At 71.3% G+C, this 15596-nt stretch carries 14 protein-coding genes; 9 read left to right on the top strand and 5 right to left on the bottom strand.

What is annotated here, in order from left to right; all coding sequences use genetic code 11:
* Positions 1–22 precede the first annotated feature (22 nt).
* Both F4553_RS33665 and F4553_RS33660 read left to right on the top strand, forming a co-directional pair.
* Positions 23–1519 (top strand): class I adenylate-forming enzyme family protein, encoded by a 1497-nt coding sequence (locus F4553_RS33665; protein ID WP_184844524.1) that lies wholly within the window; start codon positions 23–25, stop codon positions 1517–1519.
* On the top strand, positions 1516–2358 hold the full coding sequence (locus F4553_RS33660; protein ID WP_184844521.1) for a DUF4437 domain-containing protein: 843 nt from the start codon (positions 1516–1518) through the stop codon (positions 2356–2358). The genes F4553_RS33665 and F4553_RS33660 overlap by 4 nt, the downstream gene beginning before the upstream one ends.
* Before the next feature lie 42 nt (positions 2359–2400).
* On the opposite strand, the gene F4553_RS33655 is transcribed toward F4553_RS33660, so the two are convergent.
* Positions 2401–3141, bottom strand: a complete 741-nt coding sequence (locus tag F4553_RS33655) for an EcsC family protein (protein ID WP_184844518.1) — start codon at positions 3139–3141, stop codon at positions 2401–2403.
* Between the two features lie 181 nt (positions 3142–3322).
* Here F4553_RS33655 and F4553_RS33650 point away from each other — a divergent pair, with 181 nt between their 5' ends.
* Entirely contained in the window at positions 3323–3535 is a 213-nt protein-coding gene (locus tag F4553_RS33650) for a hypothetical protein (protein ID WP_184844516.1), read from the top strand.
* A gap of 221 nt (positions 3536–3756) precedes the next feature.
* On the opposite strand, the gene F4553_RS33645 is transcribed toward F4553_RS33650, so the two are convergent.
* On the bottom strand, positions 3757–4182 hold the full coding sequence (locus tag F4553_RS33645; protein ID WP_184844513.1) for a hypothetical protein: 426 nt from the start codon (positions 4180–4182) through the stop codon (positions 3757–3759).
* A gap of 132 nt (positions 4183–4314) precedes the next feature.
* Between F4553_RS33645 and F4553_RS33640 the strand changes: the two genes are divergently transcribed.
* Positions 4315–5628 (top strand): hypothetical protein, encoded by a 1314-nt coding sequence (locus F4553_RS33640; RefSeq protein ID WP_184844509.1) that lies wholly within the window; start codon positions 4315–4317, stop codon positions 5626–5628.
* A 59-nt stretch (positions 5629–5687) separates the two neighbouring features.
* On the opposite strand, the gene F4553_RS33635 is transcribed toward F4553_RS33640, so the two are convergent.
* Positions 5688–7115 carry a dihydroorotase gene (locus F4553_RS33635; RefSeq protein ID WP_184844506.1) on the bottom strand — a complete coding sequence of 476 codons (1428 nt, stop codon included), beginning with the start codon at positions 7113–7115 and terminating at the stop codon, positions 5688–5690.
* A gap of 78 nt (positions 7116–7193) precedes the next feature.
* Here F4553_RS33635 and F4553_RS33630 point away from each other — a divergent pair, with 78 nt between their 5' ends.
* The 5 genes from F4553_RS33630 to F4553_RS33610 all read left to right on the top strand — a co-directional run bounded on the left by F4553_RS33630 (position 7194) and on the right by F4553_RS33610 (position 12888).
* Positions 7194–8390 (top strand): CaiB/BaiF CoA transferase family protein, encoded by a 1197-nt coding sequence (locus F4553_RS33630; RefSeq protein ID WP_184844503.1) that lies wholly within the window; start codon positions 7194–7196, stop codon positions 8388–8390.
* 2 nt (positions 8391–8392) lie between these two features.
* Complete coding sequence (locus tag F4553_RS33625) at positions 8393–9196, top strand: cyclase family protein (protein ID WP_184844500.1); 804 nt, start codon at positions 8393–8395, stop codon at positions 9194–9196.
* Positions 9193–10665 carry an MmgE/PrpD family protein gene (locus tag F4553_RS42645; protein ID WP_312875485.1) on the top strand — a complete coding sequence of 491 codons (1473 nt, stop codon included), beginning with the start codon at positions 9193–9195 and terminating at the stop codon, positions 10663–10665. The genes F4553_RS33625 and F4553_RS42645 overlap by 4 nt, the downstream gene beginning before the upstream one ends.
* A 25-nt stretch (positions 10666–10690) precedes the next feature.
* Positions 10691–12019, top strand: a complete 1329-nt coding sequence (locus F4553_RS33615) for an MFS transporter (RefSeq protein ID WP_184844497.1) — start codon at positions 10691–10693, stop codon at positions 12017–12019.
* A 107-nt stretch (positions 12020–12126) separates the two neighbouring features.
* Positions 12127–12888 carry a TIGR03089 family protein gene (locus F4553_RS33610; RefSeq protein ID WP_184844494.1) on the top strand — a complete coding sequence of 254 codons (762 nt, stop codon included), beginning with the start codon at positions 12127–12129 and terminating at the stop codon, positions 12886–12888.
* A gap of 718 nt (positions 12889–13606) precedes the next feature.
* Here the strand turns inward: F4553_RS33610 and F4553_RS33605 are convergent.
* A complete protein-coding gene (locus F4553_RS33605) occupies positions 13607–14431 on the bottom strand; it encodes an HpcH/HpaI aldolase/citrate lyase family protein (protein ID WP_184844491.1) in 825 nt (274 codons plus the stop codon).
* A complete protein-coding gene (locus F4553_RS33600) occupies positions 14428–15591 on the bottom strand; it encodes an acyl-CoA dehydrogenase family protein (RefSeq protein WP_184844488.1) in 1164 nt (387 codons plus the stop codon). The genes F4553_RS33605 and F4553_RS33600 overlap by 4 nt, the downstream gene beginning before the upstream one ends.
* Positions 15592–15596 lie beyond the last annotated feature (5 nt).

Genomic DNA, 15596 nt, shown 5'->3' with positions numbered 1-15596 from the left:
GAAACGGTGTTTCCATTACGCCATGTTGCTTCCCGGAGGCGCCGATCTCTCCATCGCGGGCGGCGTACGCGAGTTCGCGCGGGCCACCCCGGCCGCCGTCGCCGTGATCGACGGTGCCCGCCGGCTGACCTACGCCGAGCTCGACGACCGGGCCTCCCGGCTCGCCAACGCCCTGCTCGGCAGCGGTCTGCGCCCCGGCGACCGGGTGGCCCTGCTGCTCGGCAACCGCCTCGAATACTGCGAGATCGCCGCCGGGCTCGCCAAGGCCGGGCTCGTCCTCGTGCCGCTCAACCCGCGCCTCACCGCCGCCGAGATCGCCTTCATCGTCGAGCACGCCGAGACGAGGGCCCTCATCGCCGACGAGTCGCTCGCCCACCTCGCCCCGGAACCGGAGCGGGCGATCACCGTCGGCGAGCACTACGAGCAGCTGCTGCGCGCCGCCGACGCCACCGACCCGTGGCTCCCGGTCGACGAGCGCAGCCCGTTCTGCGTCACCTACACCTCCGGCACGACCGGGGACCCGAAGGGCGTGCAGATCTCGCACCGGTCCCGGGTGCTGACCTTCTACGCCACCGCCCTCGAGTGGGGCCTGGGACCGGGGCGGCGCGGCATCGCCGTCGCACCGATGTACCACGGCGCCGGGTTCGCCTTCGCCTACGCCTCCGTCTTCTGCGGCGGCACCGTCAGCATGCTGCGCTCCTTCGACGCGGGCGCTCTGCTGGAGATGATCGCCCGGGACCGGGCCCAGTCGGTCTTCCTCGTGCCGACCCACGCCCAGCTGATCCGGGCGCTCGCCGAGGACCCCGCCACCCACGCCGACCTGAGCAGCCTGGACACGCTCTACTTCAACGCCGCGGCCCTGCCCAAGCCGCTCAAGGAGTGGGTGCTCGGTGCCTTCCCGCACGTCGGGGTACACGAGCTCTACGGCTCCACCGAGGCCGGGGTGGTGACGAACCTGCGGCCCGCCGATGCCCGGCGCAAGGCGGGATCCGTGGGGCATCCGTGGTTCGCGACGCAGGTCCGGGTGGTCAGCGCGGACGGCGCCGCCGTGGCGCCGGGCGAGCCGGGTGAGCTGTTCAGCCGGTCTCCCTTCCTGATGAACGGCTATCTGAAGAACAGCGAGGCGACCGCGGCCTGCACCACCGCCGACGGCTTCCTCACCTCCGGCGACATCGTGGTCGTGGACGACGAGGGCTTCATCAGCATCGTCGACCGCAAGAAGGACCTGATCATCACCGGTGGCGTCAACGTCTACCCGCGCGACGTCGAGGAGGCGCTCGCCGCCTACCCCGGTGTCGTGGAGGCGGCGGTCGTCGGCGAGCCCGACGAGCGCTGGGGCGAGCGGATCGTCGCGCACGTCATCTGCCGAAGCCCGCTGGACCCGGCCGAACTCGACGCGTTCCTGCGCGGACGGCTCGCCGGATACAAGGTCCCGAAGTCCTATGTGTTCCCCGCCGTGCTGCCACGCAACGCCGCCGGCAAGATCCTGAAACGACAGCTGAGGAGCCCCGAGCAATGAGAGCGCACACCGAACTGATCCACGAGGACGACTACATCTGGCACGCCGGTGAGCTGCCCTTCGGCGAGGGCAAGGTCCGCGAGCGACGGCTCTCCACCGACGAGGAGGACGGGTCGACCTCGCTCTCCCTCGACTTCCCCGGCGAGTGGGGCCGCGCGGGCGGGGTGCCGCACGCCAACACCGAGTTCTACGTCGTGTCCGGGTCGATGACCTACGGCGGCCGGGAGATCGGGCCGGGTGGATACGTGCAGGCGCCGAAGGGCGTACCCATGGATTGGTTGAAGGTCGCCGAGGGCAGCCGGATCCTGCACTGGCGCGAGTATGGCGACTGCGGCTTCGATCCCGGCGCGCAGCGCTGGGCCGATGCCGCAGGCGAGGCGACCGTCCTCGACTCCAACGCGATGGAGTGGACGCCCGCGCCGACCGTCGGGCCGATCACGCCGCTCTACATCAAGCTGCTCAACCGCGACCCGCTGACCGGCTTCTACACCCGGCTCATCCGGGCCGAGAAGGGCTGGACCGATCACCGGCTGGCCCACCACCCCTGCTACGAGGAGTTCTACACCCTCGGCGGGAAGATGGCCTACAACTTCGGCGACATCGACGACGGCACCTACTGCTTCCGGCCGGCCGGGGTGAAGCACGGGCACTTCATCGCCGAGACCCAGATCGACTGGATCATCCGGTCCGACGGCGAGCTCATCAACTGGTACACCACCGAAGAGTGGGTCAAGTGGGGCGGCACGGCGGAGAACTACGAGCACCAGCACGCGCCGGTCATCTCGACGATGCCGCTGCGGTCCAAGTCGCGCGGCGAGTGGTCCGGCGACGGCATGTGAGCCGGTGTCCCGCGCCCGTTCCCCTCGGGCGCGGGACACTCCCTACGTCGTGACCTGGCCCGGCCGCTTGATCAGCGGCGAGATGCCCTCGTAGTAGGCGGTGGTCCGCCGCGCCAGCTCCTTCGTCGCCGACGAGTTCGCCCAGCTGCCGAAGATCACCGAGGCGAAGGGCAGCACCTTCGCGAGCACCCGCTTCACCGCCCGCATCCCGGCCATCTGGGCCAGCTTCATCGCCAGCGCCCCGAACGCCCTGCTCTTCGACGCCTTGCCGGTCGCGCTCCTACTGAAGGTGCCGACCGCGTCGCCGAGCCGCTCCCGGCCCGTCGCGACGCCGAGCGCGAGCCGGGCCGCCTCCGTCGCCTTGTGCACCCGCTGCAGCACCAGCAGGTCCGTCGCCCGGTCCGGGTGGGTGGGATCGATGCCGTAGACCGCCGCGATGTAGAGCACCATCCGGCACTGGGTCCAGACCAGGACCCCCATGTCGAGTACGGCACCGGGGAGCCCCGCGACACCGGAGATCGCACCGGAGAGCCGGGCGTGCCGGGTGAACCGGACGATCACCTCGCTGGCGAAGGCGGCCGGGTGCGCATCGGGCCGCCGCTCGCGCATCTTCACAGCCCAGGCCTGGGCTTCCGGACCGATCCGCTCGACGGCTTCGAGGGCGAGCTGCTCGGGTGCGTACTGCGGGTCGGCCCGCATCCGATCCCACAGGCCGGGTGGCGGGCCGTCGACCTCCACAGTGGAGGCTGGCTGTCGCTGGGCGGGAATGTGGGGCTCGGTCATCGGAGTCTCCGCTAGGTCGGGGGAACCCCATACTGCATACCCCCTCCACACGCGGGCCACACCGGGCCGGTCTGCCACCCTCTATGATCACTGCTCTCCGCGGCATGATCACTGCTTTCTATGGCATGATCGCTGCTTTCTGCAGCGGTCCGCGCCGCTCGCCCGCGGGGGGTCCATCCACATGAGACGCACTTTCGCCGCCGCCGCCCTCGGCTTGACGCTGGTCGCGACCGCTGCCTGCACCCGGAACTACACACCCGCCACAGCCGCCCCGACCGCTGCGGCTCCGACCACCGCGGTGCCGGCCGGTCCCGACCGCGCCAAGGTCATGGCGGCGTTCTCCTCGGCCGGGGTCGCGGCAGGCGGCGAGCGGGTAGAGCGCATCCGCGCCTGAGCACCGGCCGCGGCGGCGGCCGTGGCTGTGGCTGCGGCTGCGGCTGCGGCTGTGCTGGCATGATCACGCCTTCTTCGGGGAAACATGATCACGCCTTCTTCGGGGAAATAGGCGTGATCAAGCACCTTGATCACGCCTATTTCGGGGAAGATGGCGTGATCACCGTCGCCCGTGCGCTACGGCGACCACGCCCTTTAGCACCAACTCTTGAAGAGTTGGTGCTAACGGACCGTCGTCAGCAGGTGTTCGGCGGGGAGGTAGTCGATCTTCCAGTCGATGTAGACGCCGGCCAGCCCGTCGGCGACGCAGCGCAGCCCGACCGAGACCCACCGGATGTCGCCGTCGGCGTTGCGGGAGAAACCGACCGCCACCTCGAAATACTCGCCGCCGCACGGGCAGGTCGCCTCGCCCGGCTCCGCCTCCTCGGCGTACTCGGCCGAGTCGAGCATCGCCACGCCGTCGGCCTCGCAGCTCGTGCACCAGCGCTCGACGAAACCGGCCTCGTCGTCGAGCAGGACGGCGAAGACCGTGCCGCCGCAGTCGGCGCAGGCCGCGTGGACCACCTCGGCGACGGGGTAACCACCCGCCTGGTAGTCGCGGAGGAACTCGTCGAGCCCGGTGGCGTTGGCGATCTTTCGGGTCGTCACGGCGGTGAGACTACCGAACAGTCCCGACCCGAGATCTTGAGCGGTTCCGTCGTCATGGCAACGGGAACACTGAGGCTGTCGTCGATCCGACCGTTTCGTGCTCGGGTTGCCACCACCTGCCACTGTGACGGGATGCCACGCAGCCCTGTCGCAGCGTCACCGCGTACCCGCGTGATCTCGATCTTCAGCACCAACACGTCGCTGCCGAACCGTCCGTCCGAGCCGCTCTCGACGATGCTGGACTTCGGGTTCCTCGAGCGGTTCATGACCGACTCGGCCGGGCTGCTCCCCCGGGTGATCCTGCACGAGCGGGTCGACGCCGAGGGCTTCAGCGGCACCCGGAAGGTCGCCGTCGAGCAGCTCACCTGCACCGTGCTGAGTACGCCGCGCGAGGACACCCTGGTGCTGCTCGTCGCGGAGATCGACTCGTCGGCCGCCGCAGCCGACCTGAGTGACTACGTGACGCACATGCACGTGGACCGGGACCGGTTGGAGCTCCTCGGCGGCCCGCTGACCACCTGGCTGGCCGAGCGCCTGCCGGTCGGCGACGGGTTCCGGATCGGTTACGCGCACCACCTGATCCTCGCCGACGGCGAGCTGGCGACCAAGCTGCTCGCCGAGCCGGGCGACCGGTCCGCGCTGGTGGCGGAGCTGATGACCTATCGCGCGGCGGGACGGGGGAAGGTCGCCGCACCGAAGGCGCCGGAGGCGATCAACGATCCCGGTCAGTCCATGATCGCGCACGGGCGGTCGCTGACGGTCGCCGCCGGCTGGAGCAGCACCATCCACAATGGCCTGGTTCTCGTCGCCACCAGCATGATCAGTGCCTTCGCGGTGCTGCGGCGGGCGCGGTTGCGGGCCTTCGACGCGCTCCAGGACGACCTGCGGTCGGCGGCCGATTCGCTCGCCGAGGCGCGGGAGGTGCACGCCCGGCTCGCCACCGAACTGGGCGAGGTGCAGCTCGACCTGAGCTTCGGGGTCGAGGCCTACATCGACAGCGTGCTGATCCCCGACTCGCGGTTGGACGTCTATCGCGAATCGCTGCACGCCGTGGCGGGAATGGACTCCGGTCTCGCCAACACCTCGCGGATGGTGGAGCGGCTCGGCTCGGTCGTCGCGGCCCGCAGCACGGTGCTCGCCTCCGCCGAGCAGAGCCTGCAGGAACGCCGGGACCGGATGCTGACGACGATGGTCGCGGTGGGTTCGATGATCGCGATCCCGCCGGCGCTGCTGCTCGCCTACTTCGGGTCGAGCACCAGCGACATCACCGGCGAACGGTCCATCTTCGACCTGTCGGTCTACTGGCCGGCGTACCTGCTGGCGTGGGCGCCGTTCACGGGACTGCTGGTGATCGGCTGGCTGGCGCGCAGGCGGGTCCGGGCCACCCGGCAGCTCCTGCCCGGCCTCGGCGAGCCCGCGCCGGGCACGCCGAGGCGCCGCCGATAGGACCAACTCTTGAAGAGTTGCGGTGATCTTGGCACGCCGCGGGAGCACGGCGATCTTGGTCAGCGGGCGACGAACTGGCCGGTGGGCGTACCCGTGACCTTCCCGTCCCGGTAGGCGACGCGGCCTCGGAGCACGGTCGCCACCGGCCAGCCGGTGACCCGGTGGCCCTCGAACGGGCAGTGGTCCTGGCCGGAGAGGAGCAGGTCGGTGGTGACCACCTGCTCCAGGTGCGGGTCGACGACCGTGATGTCGGCGTCGGCGCCAACCATCAGGCTGCCCTTGCGCCCGGCGAGGCCATAGGCGGCGGCCGGGTTCGCCGAAGCGAGCTCGGCGACGCGCTGCGGGCTGAGGCCGCGCTTGTGCATGCCCTCGCTGAGCAGGATCGGGTAGAGCAGCGCCGTGCCGCCGAATCCGGGCAGCGCTGGCCAGAGCTGGTCGCCCTTGTTCTCCTCCAGGCAGCAGGCATGGTCGGAGGCGACCCAGTCGACCGTCCCGTCGAGGACACCGGCCCAGAGCGCCTCGGTGTCACTGACGGCGCGGATCGGCGGGTTGACCTTGGCGCCGAGGCCGCCCCTGCGGTCCAGGCTCTCGTGGTCGAGGCAGAGGTGGTGCAGCGTCACCTCGCAGCGCAGGTCCAGCCCGAGCGACCGCTTCGCGGCACTCGCGGTGGCGAGCGCCTCGGCCGAGGAGAGGTGCAGCAGGTTGATCGGGCAGCCGGTGGCGTGCGCCAGCGTCGTCGCCTCACCGATCGCGACGCGTTCGGTCAAAGGCGGACGCGCATCCGAGTACGCCTTGAGCGTCTGCGGATCACCGGCGGCCCGCACCCGGTCGATGAACAGGCGCATCAGCTCGGCCTGTTCACAGTGGAGGGAGAGGGAGACCCGGCGCCCGGCGCGCTGGTTGGCGGCGACGGCTTCCATGATCTGGTAGAGGTGGCCCAGGTCGTACTCGTCGCTCATCGTGAACGACTTGGCGTCGCGGGAGTCGGCCGAGAGGTTGAAGCCCTTGTAGAACATGTAGTACTTGAACGAGCTGACACCGTGGTCGTCGACGAGGGACGGAACCTCGCCGACCTGGGCGGTGTCCATCGGCGCGAGGTGGAAGCCGTAGTCGGTGAAGGCGTGCCCGGCGACCGCGTCGAGCACCTGCGGGAAGATCTCGGCGTAGGCACCGGTCCGGTTGAGGTAGTGCTGGCCGGTGCGGAAGTAGGAGAGCACCGTGCTGACGCCGCCGACGAGCGACGAGCGGGTCTCCTCGGCCGCGTCGACCTCCAGCGGGCGATAGATGCCGAGGTGGTAGTGCGCGTCCACGGCGCCGGGGAAGACGAGGCGGCCGGACGCGTCGAGCACCTCGTCGGCCTCGGCGGTGCCGATCTCGTCGGCGATCGCGGCGACCTTCCCGCCCCGGGTGGCGAGGTCCGCTCGCACAGTACCCACGTAGGGGAGGACGAGCGTTCCGCCCTTCACGAGCAGGTCATAGCGTGCCACGGCGTACCTCCGGGGTCGAGTGTTTCGCACACTGTAACGGGGTTTCCTTTTCGTGGGTAGACCGTGTACCGTTCGGCCATGCCGCCCGCCGCCCTGACCGGCATCACCGTCATCGACGCCGCGACCCTCTTCGCGGGACCGCTCGCCGCGACCATCCTCGGCGACTACGGCGCGGAGGTCATCAAGATCGAGCACCCGGTGAAGGGCGACCCCTCGCGAGGTCACGGGCCGTCGAAGGACGGCGTACCGCTGTGGTGGACGATGCTCGGGCGCAACAAGCGCACGATCACCCTCGACCTCGGCCGCGACGAGGGGGCCGCGCTCGCCAAGCGGCTGATCGCCGAGGCCGACGTGCTGATCGAGAACTTCCGCCCGGGCACCCTGGAGCGCTGGGGACTGTCGCCGGAGACGCTGCACGCGATCAACCCGCGCCTCGTCATCGCCCGGGTCACCGCCTTCGGCCAGACCGGCCCCTACGCCAAGCGGCCCGGATTCGGTACGCTCGCCGAGGCGATGAGCGGCTTCGCGGCGATCACCGGCGAACCCGACGGACCGCCGACCCTGCCCCCCTTCGGGCTCGCCGACGGCATCTCCGCCCTCACCTGCGCGCAGGCGGTCATGACCGCGCTCTACCACCGCGACGTGCACGGCGGCGGCGGGCAGGTGATCGACCTCGCCATCATCGAGCCGATGCTGCCCGTGCTCGGCATGCAGGCGATGGCCTATGACCAGCTCGGCATCGTCCAGCAGCGCACCGGCAACCGGTCGGTCAACAACGCGCCGCGCAACACCTACCGCACCCGCGACGGGAAATGGGTCGCCGTCTCGACGAGCGCGCAGGCGATAGCGGAGCGGGTCATGCACCTCGTCGGGCACCCCGAGGTGATCGACGAACCCTGGTTCGCCGCCGGGACCAGCCGGGCCGCGCACGCGGAGGAGCTCGACGGCTACGTCGGGAGCTGGATCGCGCAGCGGGACCTCGCCGAGGTGACCGCCGCGTTCGAGCAGGCCCAGGCTGCCGTGGCCCCGATCTACGACATCACCGACGTCTTCGCCGACCCCCAGTACGCCCACCTCGGGTCCCTCCCGGCCGTCACGGACCCGGTCCTCGGGCCGGTTCGCATGCCCGGCGTGCTCTACCGCCTCAGCGGGACACCGGGGCGGATCGGCTGGACCGGACGGCCCCGGGGCGCCGACAACGACGACGTCTACACCACGCGGCTCGGGCTCACCGCCGACGAGCTGACGGCCCTGCGCGAGAGCGGAGTGATCTAGAGATGGTGTCGCCGAAGAGCTGGGAGGCGCTGCGGGGCAAGCGCGTCATCGACCTGGCGCAGCCGATGCGCCGGGGGATGCCGCAGTCGCCCAACCATCCCCCGTTCCGGATGGCGCTCGAACGCCGCCACGGCGACCTGGTGCGCCCCGACGGCGGATCCGCCGCGAACGAGCTGATCGTCACCGGCGGCCACGTCGGCACCCACGTCGACGCGCTCGCCCACGTCTCCCAGGACGGTCTCCTGCACGGTGGCCGCCCGGCCGGCCCGCTCCAGTCCCACCTGGGCTTCAGCGACCTCGGCATCGACGCGTTCCCGCCCTACCTGGGCCGGGCCGTCGTCCTCGATGCCGCCGCCGCGCACGGGGTGGCGTCGCTGCCGCCGGGCTACGAGATCACCGTCGCCGATCTGGAGCAGGCCGCCGAGGGCGTCGCCTTCGCACCGGGCGAGGTCATCCTCATCGGCACGGGCTGGTCGCGGCGCTGGGACTCCCACGATGCCTTCGTCGGGGGCCGCGACGGGACGCCCGGACCCGGGGTGGACGCAGCGCGCTGGCTCGCCGGGCACCGGCCCGTGGCCGTGGGCGGGGAGACGATCGCGTTCGAGCAGATCCCGGCCGGTCGCGGCCACGCCGTGCTGCCCGCGCACCGGATCCTGCTCGTCGAGGCGGGCATCCACATCGTCGAGACGATGCGCCTCGCCGAACTGCTCGACAGCGGTGAGCGCGAGGTGCTGCTCGTGTTGAACCCCTTGCTGATCGTCGGCGCCACCGGCTCACCGGTCCGCCCGCTGGCGGTGCTGCCGTGAGCAGCCACGACACCGCCGCAGCCGCATCCGCGGCGGTCCCGGACACAGCGGCCGCGGTCGGCTCCGCCGAGCCGGTCGGTACCGCCGTGCAGCGGCTCGCCGCCTTCGCCGTCGGGTGCCGGGAATCGCTACCCGCGGCCGTTGCCGCCGACGTACCCGGGCGCATCCTGGACATCCTCGGCCTCGCGCTCGCCGCATCCACCGAGCCCGGTGCCGACGCCGTGCCCTCGGTGCTGCGTGCGGTCCGCCGCTGGGGAGGGATCGCCGAATCCACCGTCGTCGGCACCGGCGAACGCCTCCCCGCACCCGTCGCCGCCCTGGTCAACGGCACGATGGCGCACGCGCTCGATTTCGACGACACGCACCTGCCGTCGGTGCTGCACCCCAGCGCCAGCGTGGTCCCGGCCGCGCTCGCCGCCGCCGAGGCGACGGGTGCCGACGGGGACGCCCTGATCGCCGCGGTCGCGGCCGGCATCGAGATCTGCAACCGCCTCGGCACGGCCGCGTACGACGCCGAGCTGCGCAACTCCGTCTTCTTCGAGCGCGGGCTGCACGCCACCTCGATCTGCGGCACGATCGGATCGGCGGCGGCAGCGGGCCTGCTCTACGGGCTCGACGCCGCCGGGATCGCCTCCGCCATGGGGATCGCGGCGAGCATGGGCGCCGGGCTGATCGAGGCGAACCGCACCGGTGGCACCGTGAAGAAGGTGCACTGCGGCTGGGCCGCGCACGGCGGGGTCACCGCCGCCGTGCTCGCCGCCGAGGGGATGACCGGGCCGCCGACCGTCCTCGAAGGACGGTTCGGGTTCTTCGCCGCGTACACCGACGGGCGCTTCGACGCGGGTGCGCTGCTCGACGGACTCGGCACGCGCTGGGAGCTGCTGCGGACCGTGTACAAGCCCTACCCGACCAACCACTTCACGCATCCGGGGATCGACTGCGCGCTGGCGCTGCGGGAGCGCGGGCTCACCGCCGACGATGTCGCGAGTGCGGAGCTGGGGGTGGCGGCGCCGGTGCTGCGTACCATCGCCGAACCCGCGGCGGAGAAGGCGCGGCCGGCTTCGGCGTACCATGCGAAATTCTCCGGACCCTACACCGTCGCCGCCGCCCTGACCGGCGGCGGGGGTTTGGGGGTGACGCTGAGTGACTTCGCGGAGCTGCGCGCGGACCGGCTGGCGCTCGCCGCGCGGATCCGCTGCGTCGCCGACGAGCGCGCCACCGAGCGCTTCCCCACCGCCTTCGGCGCCGTGCTGCGGGTCCGGACTCACGGCGGCGAGCTGCTCGAACACCGGGTGGATTCGTCGCGCGGCGGCCCGGAGCACCCGCTGCGCAGCGAGGAGCTCGCGCTGAAGTTCGCCATCAACGCGACCGGTGCGCTCACCGACGCCGCAGCTCAGGCCCTCACCGCGACCGTGCTGGGCCGCCGCACCGCCACCGAGATCATGCAGGCCTGCATCGCCGATCGTTGACCTTCCAACCCCGAAGGGTGCCGCCATGAGCCAGGACATCGAGGTCTACCGGGGCAAGCCGCCGGTCACCGTGGTCAGGGGCGAAGCCGCGCCCTTCGGCTGGTGGCCCGCGATCTGCATCGCGCTCGTCGCGCTCGTCGACCGGATCGAATACAACCTGCTCGCGGGCGCGCTCCCCGCCATCCAGCGGGAGTTCGGCTTCGACGACGGCCAGGCCGGTGCCATCGCCACGGCCGGCGCGATCGCCGCGATCGCGCTGCTCCTGCCCGCGGGCAAGCTCGCCGACACCGGCCGTCGTTCGTGGACGGTCGCCGCGGTGGTCGCGGTCTGGGCAGTGCTGACGGTGGGTACGGGACTCGTCGGCTCCTATGCCGCGCTCTTCGGCGTGCGGATGCTGCTCGGGGCGGCGGGGCAGCTCTACAACCCGCCCGCCTCCAGTCTGCTCGGCGACCTCTACCCCGGCCCGTCCCGGGTGCGCGCGTTCGGGCTGGAGCGGATGGCCTACTTCGCCGGGCTGCCGATCGGTGTCATCGCTGGTGGCGCGCTGGCGAGCGCTTACGGCTGGCGTACCGGCTTCTTCCTGGTGGCGATCCCGGGCGCGGTCATCGCGCTGCTGATGCTGACCGTGAAGGAACCGATCCGGGGGATCGGCGATCGCCTCTCCGCCTTCTACGCCACCGGCACCGCCCGAGCCGCCGCCGCACCCGTCGCCCCGGCCCCGATGATCGTGCAGCTGCGCGGGTTGTGGCGCATCCGCACCCTGCGCTCGGTCGTCGTGGGGCTCAGCATCCTCTTCTTCGGCCTCGGCGGGCTCTTCTTCTGGATGCCCTCGTTCTACCAGCGCGAATTCGGTCTCGACGAGGCCGGGGCGGCTGCGGTCGGCGGCGGGGCCGGGCTCGTCGGCATCCTCGTCGGCATCGCCGTCGGCGGCTTCCTCGGCGACCGATGGCACGGCAAGCGCATTGGCTGGCGGGTGGCGCTCGGCGGCTGGTCGCTGCTCTTCGGTACGGCCGGGCTGACCGGTGCGGTGCTGCTCACGCCGTTCGTCCCGCAGGTGATCTGCTTCGGGCTGGCGAACGTCGGCTTCGCCGGTGCGATCGCCAACCTGACCGCCGTGAACGCGGATGTCGTGGCGGCGTCGCGGCGCGGGCTCGGGTTCGCGGTGCTGCAGATGGTGGTGACGCTCGGCGGGGCGCTGGGTCCGTGGCTGATCGGCGAGGCGTCCGACGCGACAGGGTCGCTGCGCTGGGCGTACGCCGTGGTCATCGCACCCCTGATCGTGGGCAGCCTGATCGTGCTCTCGGCGTACCGAAGCTACGACACCGATGCCGCCGCCGCGATAGCCGAATCGTAGATCTTGAGTAGTTTCCGTCGTTGTAACGACGGAAACTACTCAAGATCTCGGCAACCTCGGGTGATGGCGGCGTAGAGTCGTCGGGTTGCCGCTGGTGGGAGGTCAGGATGGATGTCGAGACCGCGGGTGTGCCCGCGCTGCTCGCCGAGGGTGGGCTCGTCGGCGTCGACCAGCCGCTGCTCACCTTCTACGACGACGCGACCGGCGAGCGGACCGCGCTCACCGCGGGGGACCTCGGCGGCTGGGCGGCCCGCACGGCCGGGCTGCTGCGCGACGGCTGCGGGCTCGGCATCGGAGACCGCGCGGCGGTGATGCTGCACCCGCACTGGCAGACCGCCGCGGTGCTGCTCGGTTGCTGGTCGGCGGGGGTGGCGGTCTCGTTCCGCGGCACGGCCACCGCCGGGTTGCCCGCGCTCGGCGGTGACGCCCGCGAGCCGTTCGACGTGTCGTTCGTCGCCCGGGACCGGCTCGACGACTGGTTGGAGAACGTCCCCGACGCGGTCCACCAGTACGCGCTCGGCCCCGAGATCGAGACGCTCCGCGAGCCGAAGGGCTACTACCTCGACTACCTCACCGAGGTGGCGCGCTTCCCCGCCGAGATGCCAGCGGCCCAGGTCCGGCCCGACGGCGCCGCGACCACCGACGGCACCAGCTACGGCGCGTGGGGCAGATTGGCGGCGGAGCTCGCTTCGCTGAACGGCCTGCGGCCGGGCGACCGGGTTCTCGTCGACGCCGCCGAGCACGAGCACCCGGTGAAGTGGCTGCTGGCGCCGCTGTCGGTCGGCGCGACGGTGGTCCTGGTCGCCAACCTGGACCCCGACCGCCAGGAGGAACGGCTGGCGGCGGAGGGGATCACCCGCAGCCTGTAGGTCGCGATCCGGCGCCCTGCCACGCTTTGCTCTGCTTACATCTGCGCAACACCCGCTTGCTCTGCTTACACCTACGCGGCGCCCGCTTGCTCTGCTTACACCTACGCGGCACCCTCCTTGCTCTGCTTACACCTGCGCGGCACCCGCTTGCTCTGCTTACACTTGCGCAACACCACTTGCTCTGCTTACATCTACGCGGCACCCCCTTGCTCTGCTTACACCTGCGCTACACCCCCAGCTCTGCTTGTACCTGCGCAACACCCCGCGCCGCCGGAATGACGCCCCAGTGATCGCGCTATTTCCGGGAAACAGCCCCCTCCAGCGGGCGCTCCCACTGCATGATCGCGTTGTTTCCCGGAAACAACGCCCTCAGAGTCCTGTCGAGGGGCCAAGTTCCGGGAAACAACGCGATCATGCAGCAACGCGCCGCGCGACGGCCCAGCACAACGCACAACGCACAACATGCAGCGCCACAACGCACAACGCGCAGCGCCACAACGCAAAGCACCACAACGCAAAGCACCACAACGCAAAGCACCACAGCACGCAGCGCCACAACGCACAGCACGCAGCGCCACAACGCACAGCACGCAGCACCACAGCACCACAGCACCACAACGCACAGCACCACAGCCGCACAACGCACAGCACGCAGCACCACAGCACCACAACGCACAGCGCCACAGCACCACAACGCACAACGCGTCACCAGCGGCCGCTACCCGCCCAGCAGGCGCCGCGCCGACCGCACCACCGCCTCGTCGATCAACCGACCGTCCGCGCCGACACAGACGCCCGAACCCGACGCCAGCGCCTCGGCGTGCCGGGCCACCACCTCGGTCGCCGCCGCCAGCTCAGCCGCCGTCGGCGTGAACACCTCGTGCACCACCACGAGCTGCGCCGGATGGATGCACGCCCGCCCCCGATAGCCGAGCCGCTTCAGCGCCACCGTGCTCTCCCGCAGCGCGTCGAAGTCCCGGAAGTTGGTCGAGACGGGCCCGACCGGCGGTTCGATTCCCGCCGCCGCGCTCGCGAGCACCACGTGTGACCTGGCCCAGAGCAGCTCCCGCTCGTCGGGCCCCAGGGTCACCCCGAGGTCCGCCGCGAGGTCGGCCTCCCCGATCTGCAGCCGGGCCACGCGCGGTGCCAGCGCGATCGAGGGCGCGGCGAGGATGGCGCTCGCGCTCTCGAGGAGGGGTACGACCGCCGCAACGCCCCCGACGAGCCGCTCGGCGTCGGAGAGCACCCCGTCCAGCTCGACCAGCTCCGCCGCCGACAATGTCTTGGCGACGCAGATCCCGGCGAGCCACGGTCCGGCCACGGCCCGCGCGTCTTCGTGGCCGAGCGGGCCGGGATTCACGCGTACCCACAGCTGGGGGCCGGATGAGATGCGCAGGAAGGCGGCGACGGCCGCGCGGGCCGCGGCCTTGCCCGGGGGTGGGACCGCGTCCTCGAGGTCGATGATGATCGCGTCGGCGCCGACGGTGAGCGCCTTGGCGAGCTTCGCCGGGGAGTCGCCGGGGACGTAGAGGTAGGACCTCATCCGATGGTGCCCTTCCCGCTGAGCAGCGCGCGGGCGATGACGATGCGCTGGATGTCGTTGGTGCCCTCGCCGATCATCATCAGCGGCGCGTCGCGGTAGAGGCGCTCGATGCCGAACTCGGGCGAGTAGCCGTAGCCGCCGTGGATCTGCATCGCGAGCAGCGCGCAGTCGACGGCGGCTTCGGAGGCGTGGGCTTTCGCCATGCCGGCCTCCAGGTCGACCCGGTGCCCGGCGTCGGCGCGCGACGCGGCCCACTGCACGAGCAGCCGCGACGACTGGACCTTCATCGCCATGTCGGCGAGTTTGAGCTGGATCGCCTGGAAGTCGCCGATCGGCTGTCCGAAGGCTTCCCGCTGCCCGGCATAGGCGAGCGACGCGTCGTAGGCGGCCTGCGCGATCCCGAGCGCCCGCGCGGCGACGTTGATCCGGCCGATCTCCAGCCCGGACAGGACCTGCTGCATGCCGCGCCCCTCGACCCCGCCGAGCAGCTGCGACGCGGGTACCGGTACGTCGTCGAAGATGATCTCGCACGACTCGGTGCCCTTGTAACCGAGCTTCGGCAGGTCCCGCAGCACCTCGAAGCCCGGCGACCCGGCCTCGACGAGCAGCACCGACATGCCCCTGTGCGCGGGGTCGGCGGTCGGGTCGGTCTTGCAGAGCACCGGCAGCGGGTCGGCGTGGCGCGCGTTGGTGATCCAGGTCTTGCGCCCGGTGAGGATGTAGTGGTCGCCGTCGCGGCGGGCCACGGTGCGGATGCCCTGCAGGTCGGTGCCGGCGTCGGGTTCGGTGAGCGCGATGCCGGTCCGCCGGACGCCGGTGGCGAGGTCGGGCAGGTAGCGCTGCTTCTGCTCGGCGGTGCCGTGCTTGGCGATGAGCCAGCAGGACAGCGAGTGGCTGCCGAGGATGCCCGCGATCCCCATCCACGCCTTGGCGATCTCCTCGAAGACGAGCGCGAAGGAGACCATGTCGATGCCGAGCCCGCCGTACTGCTCGGGCACGGTCAGGCCGAAGAGCCCCAGGTCACGCATGGTGGCGACGATCTCCGTCGGGTACCGCCCGGCGCTCTCCCACTCCTGCACGACCGGGCGGATCTCCCGGTCGGCGAAGTCGCGCAGCGTGTCGCGGAAGAGCTTCTGCTCCTCGGACAGTTCAAAGTCCACTGTGG

The organism is Allocatelliglobosispora scoriae (genome assembly GCF_014204945.1).
In the GTDB taxonomy this organism is placed as follows: Bacteria; Actinomycetota; Actinomycetes; order Mycobacteriales; family Micromonosporaceae; genus Allocatelliglobosispora; species Allocatelliglobosispora scoriae.
Note: the sequence above shows the minus strand (reverse complement) of the source record. Positions and strands in the feature narration are given on the sequence as shown.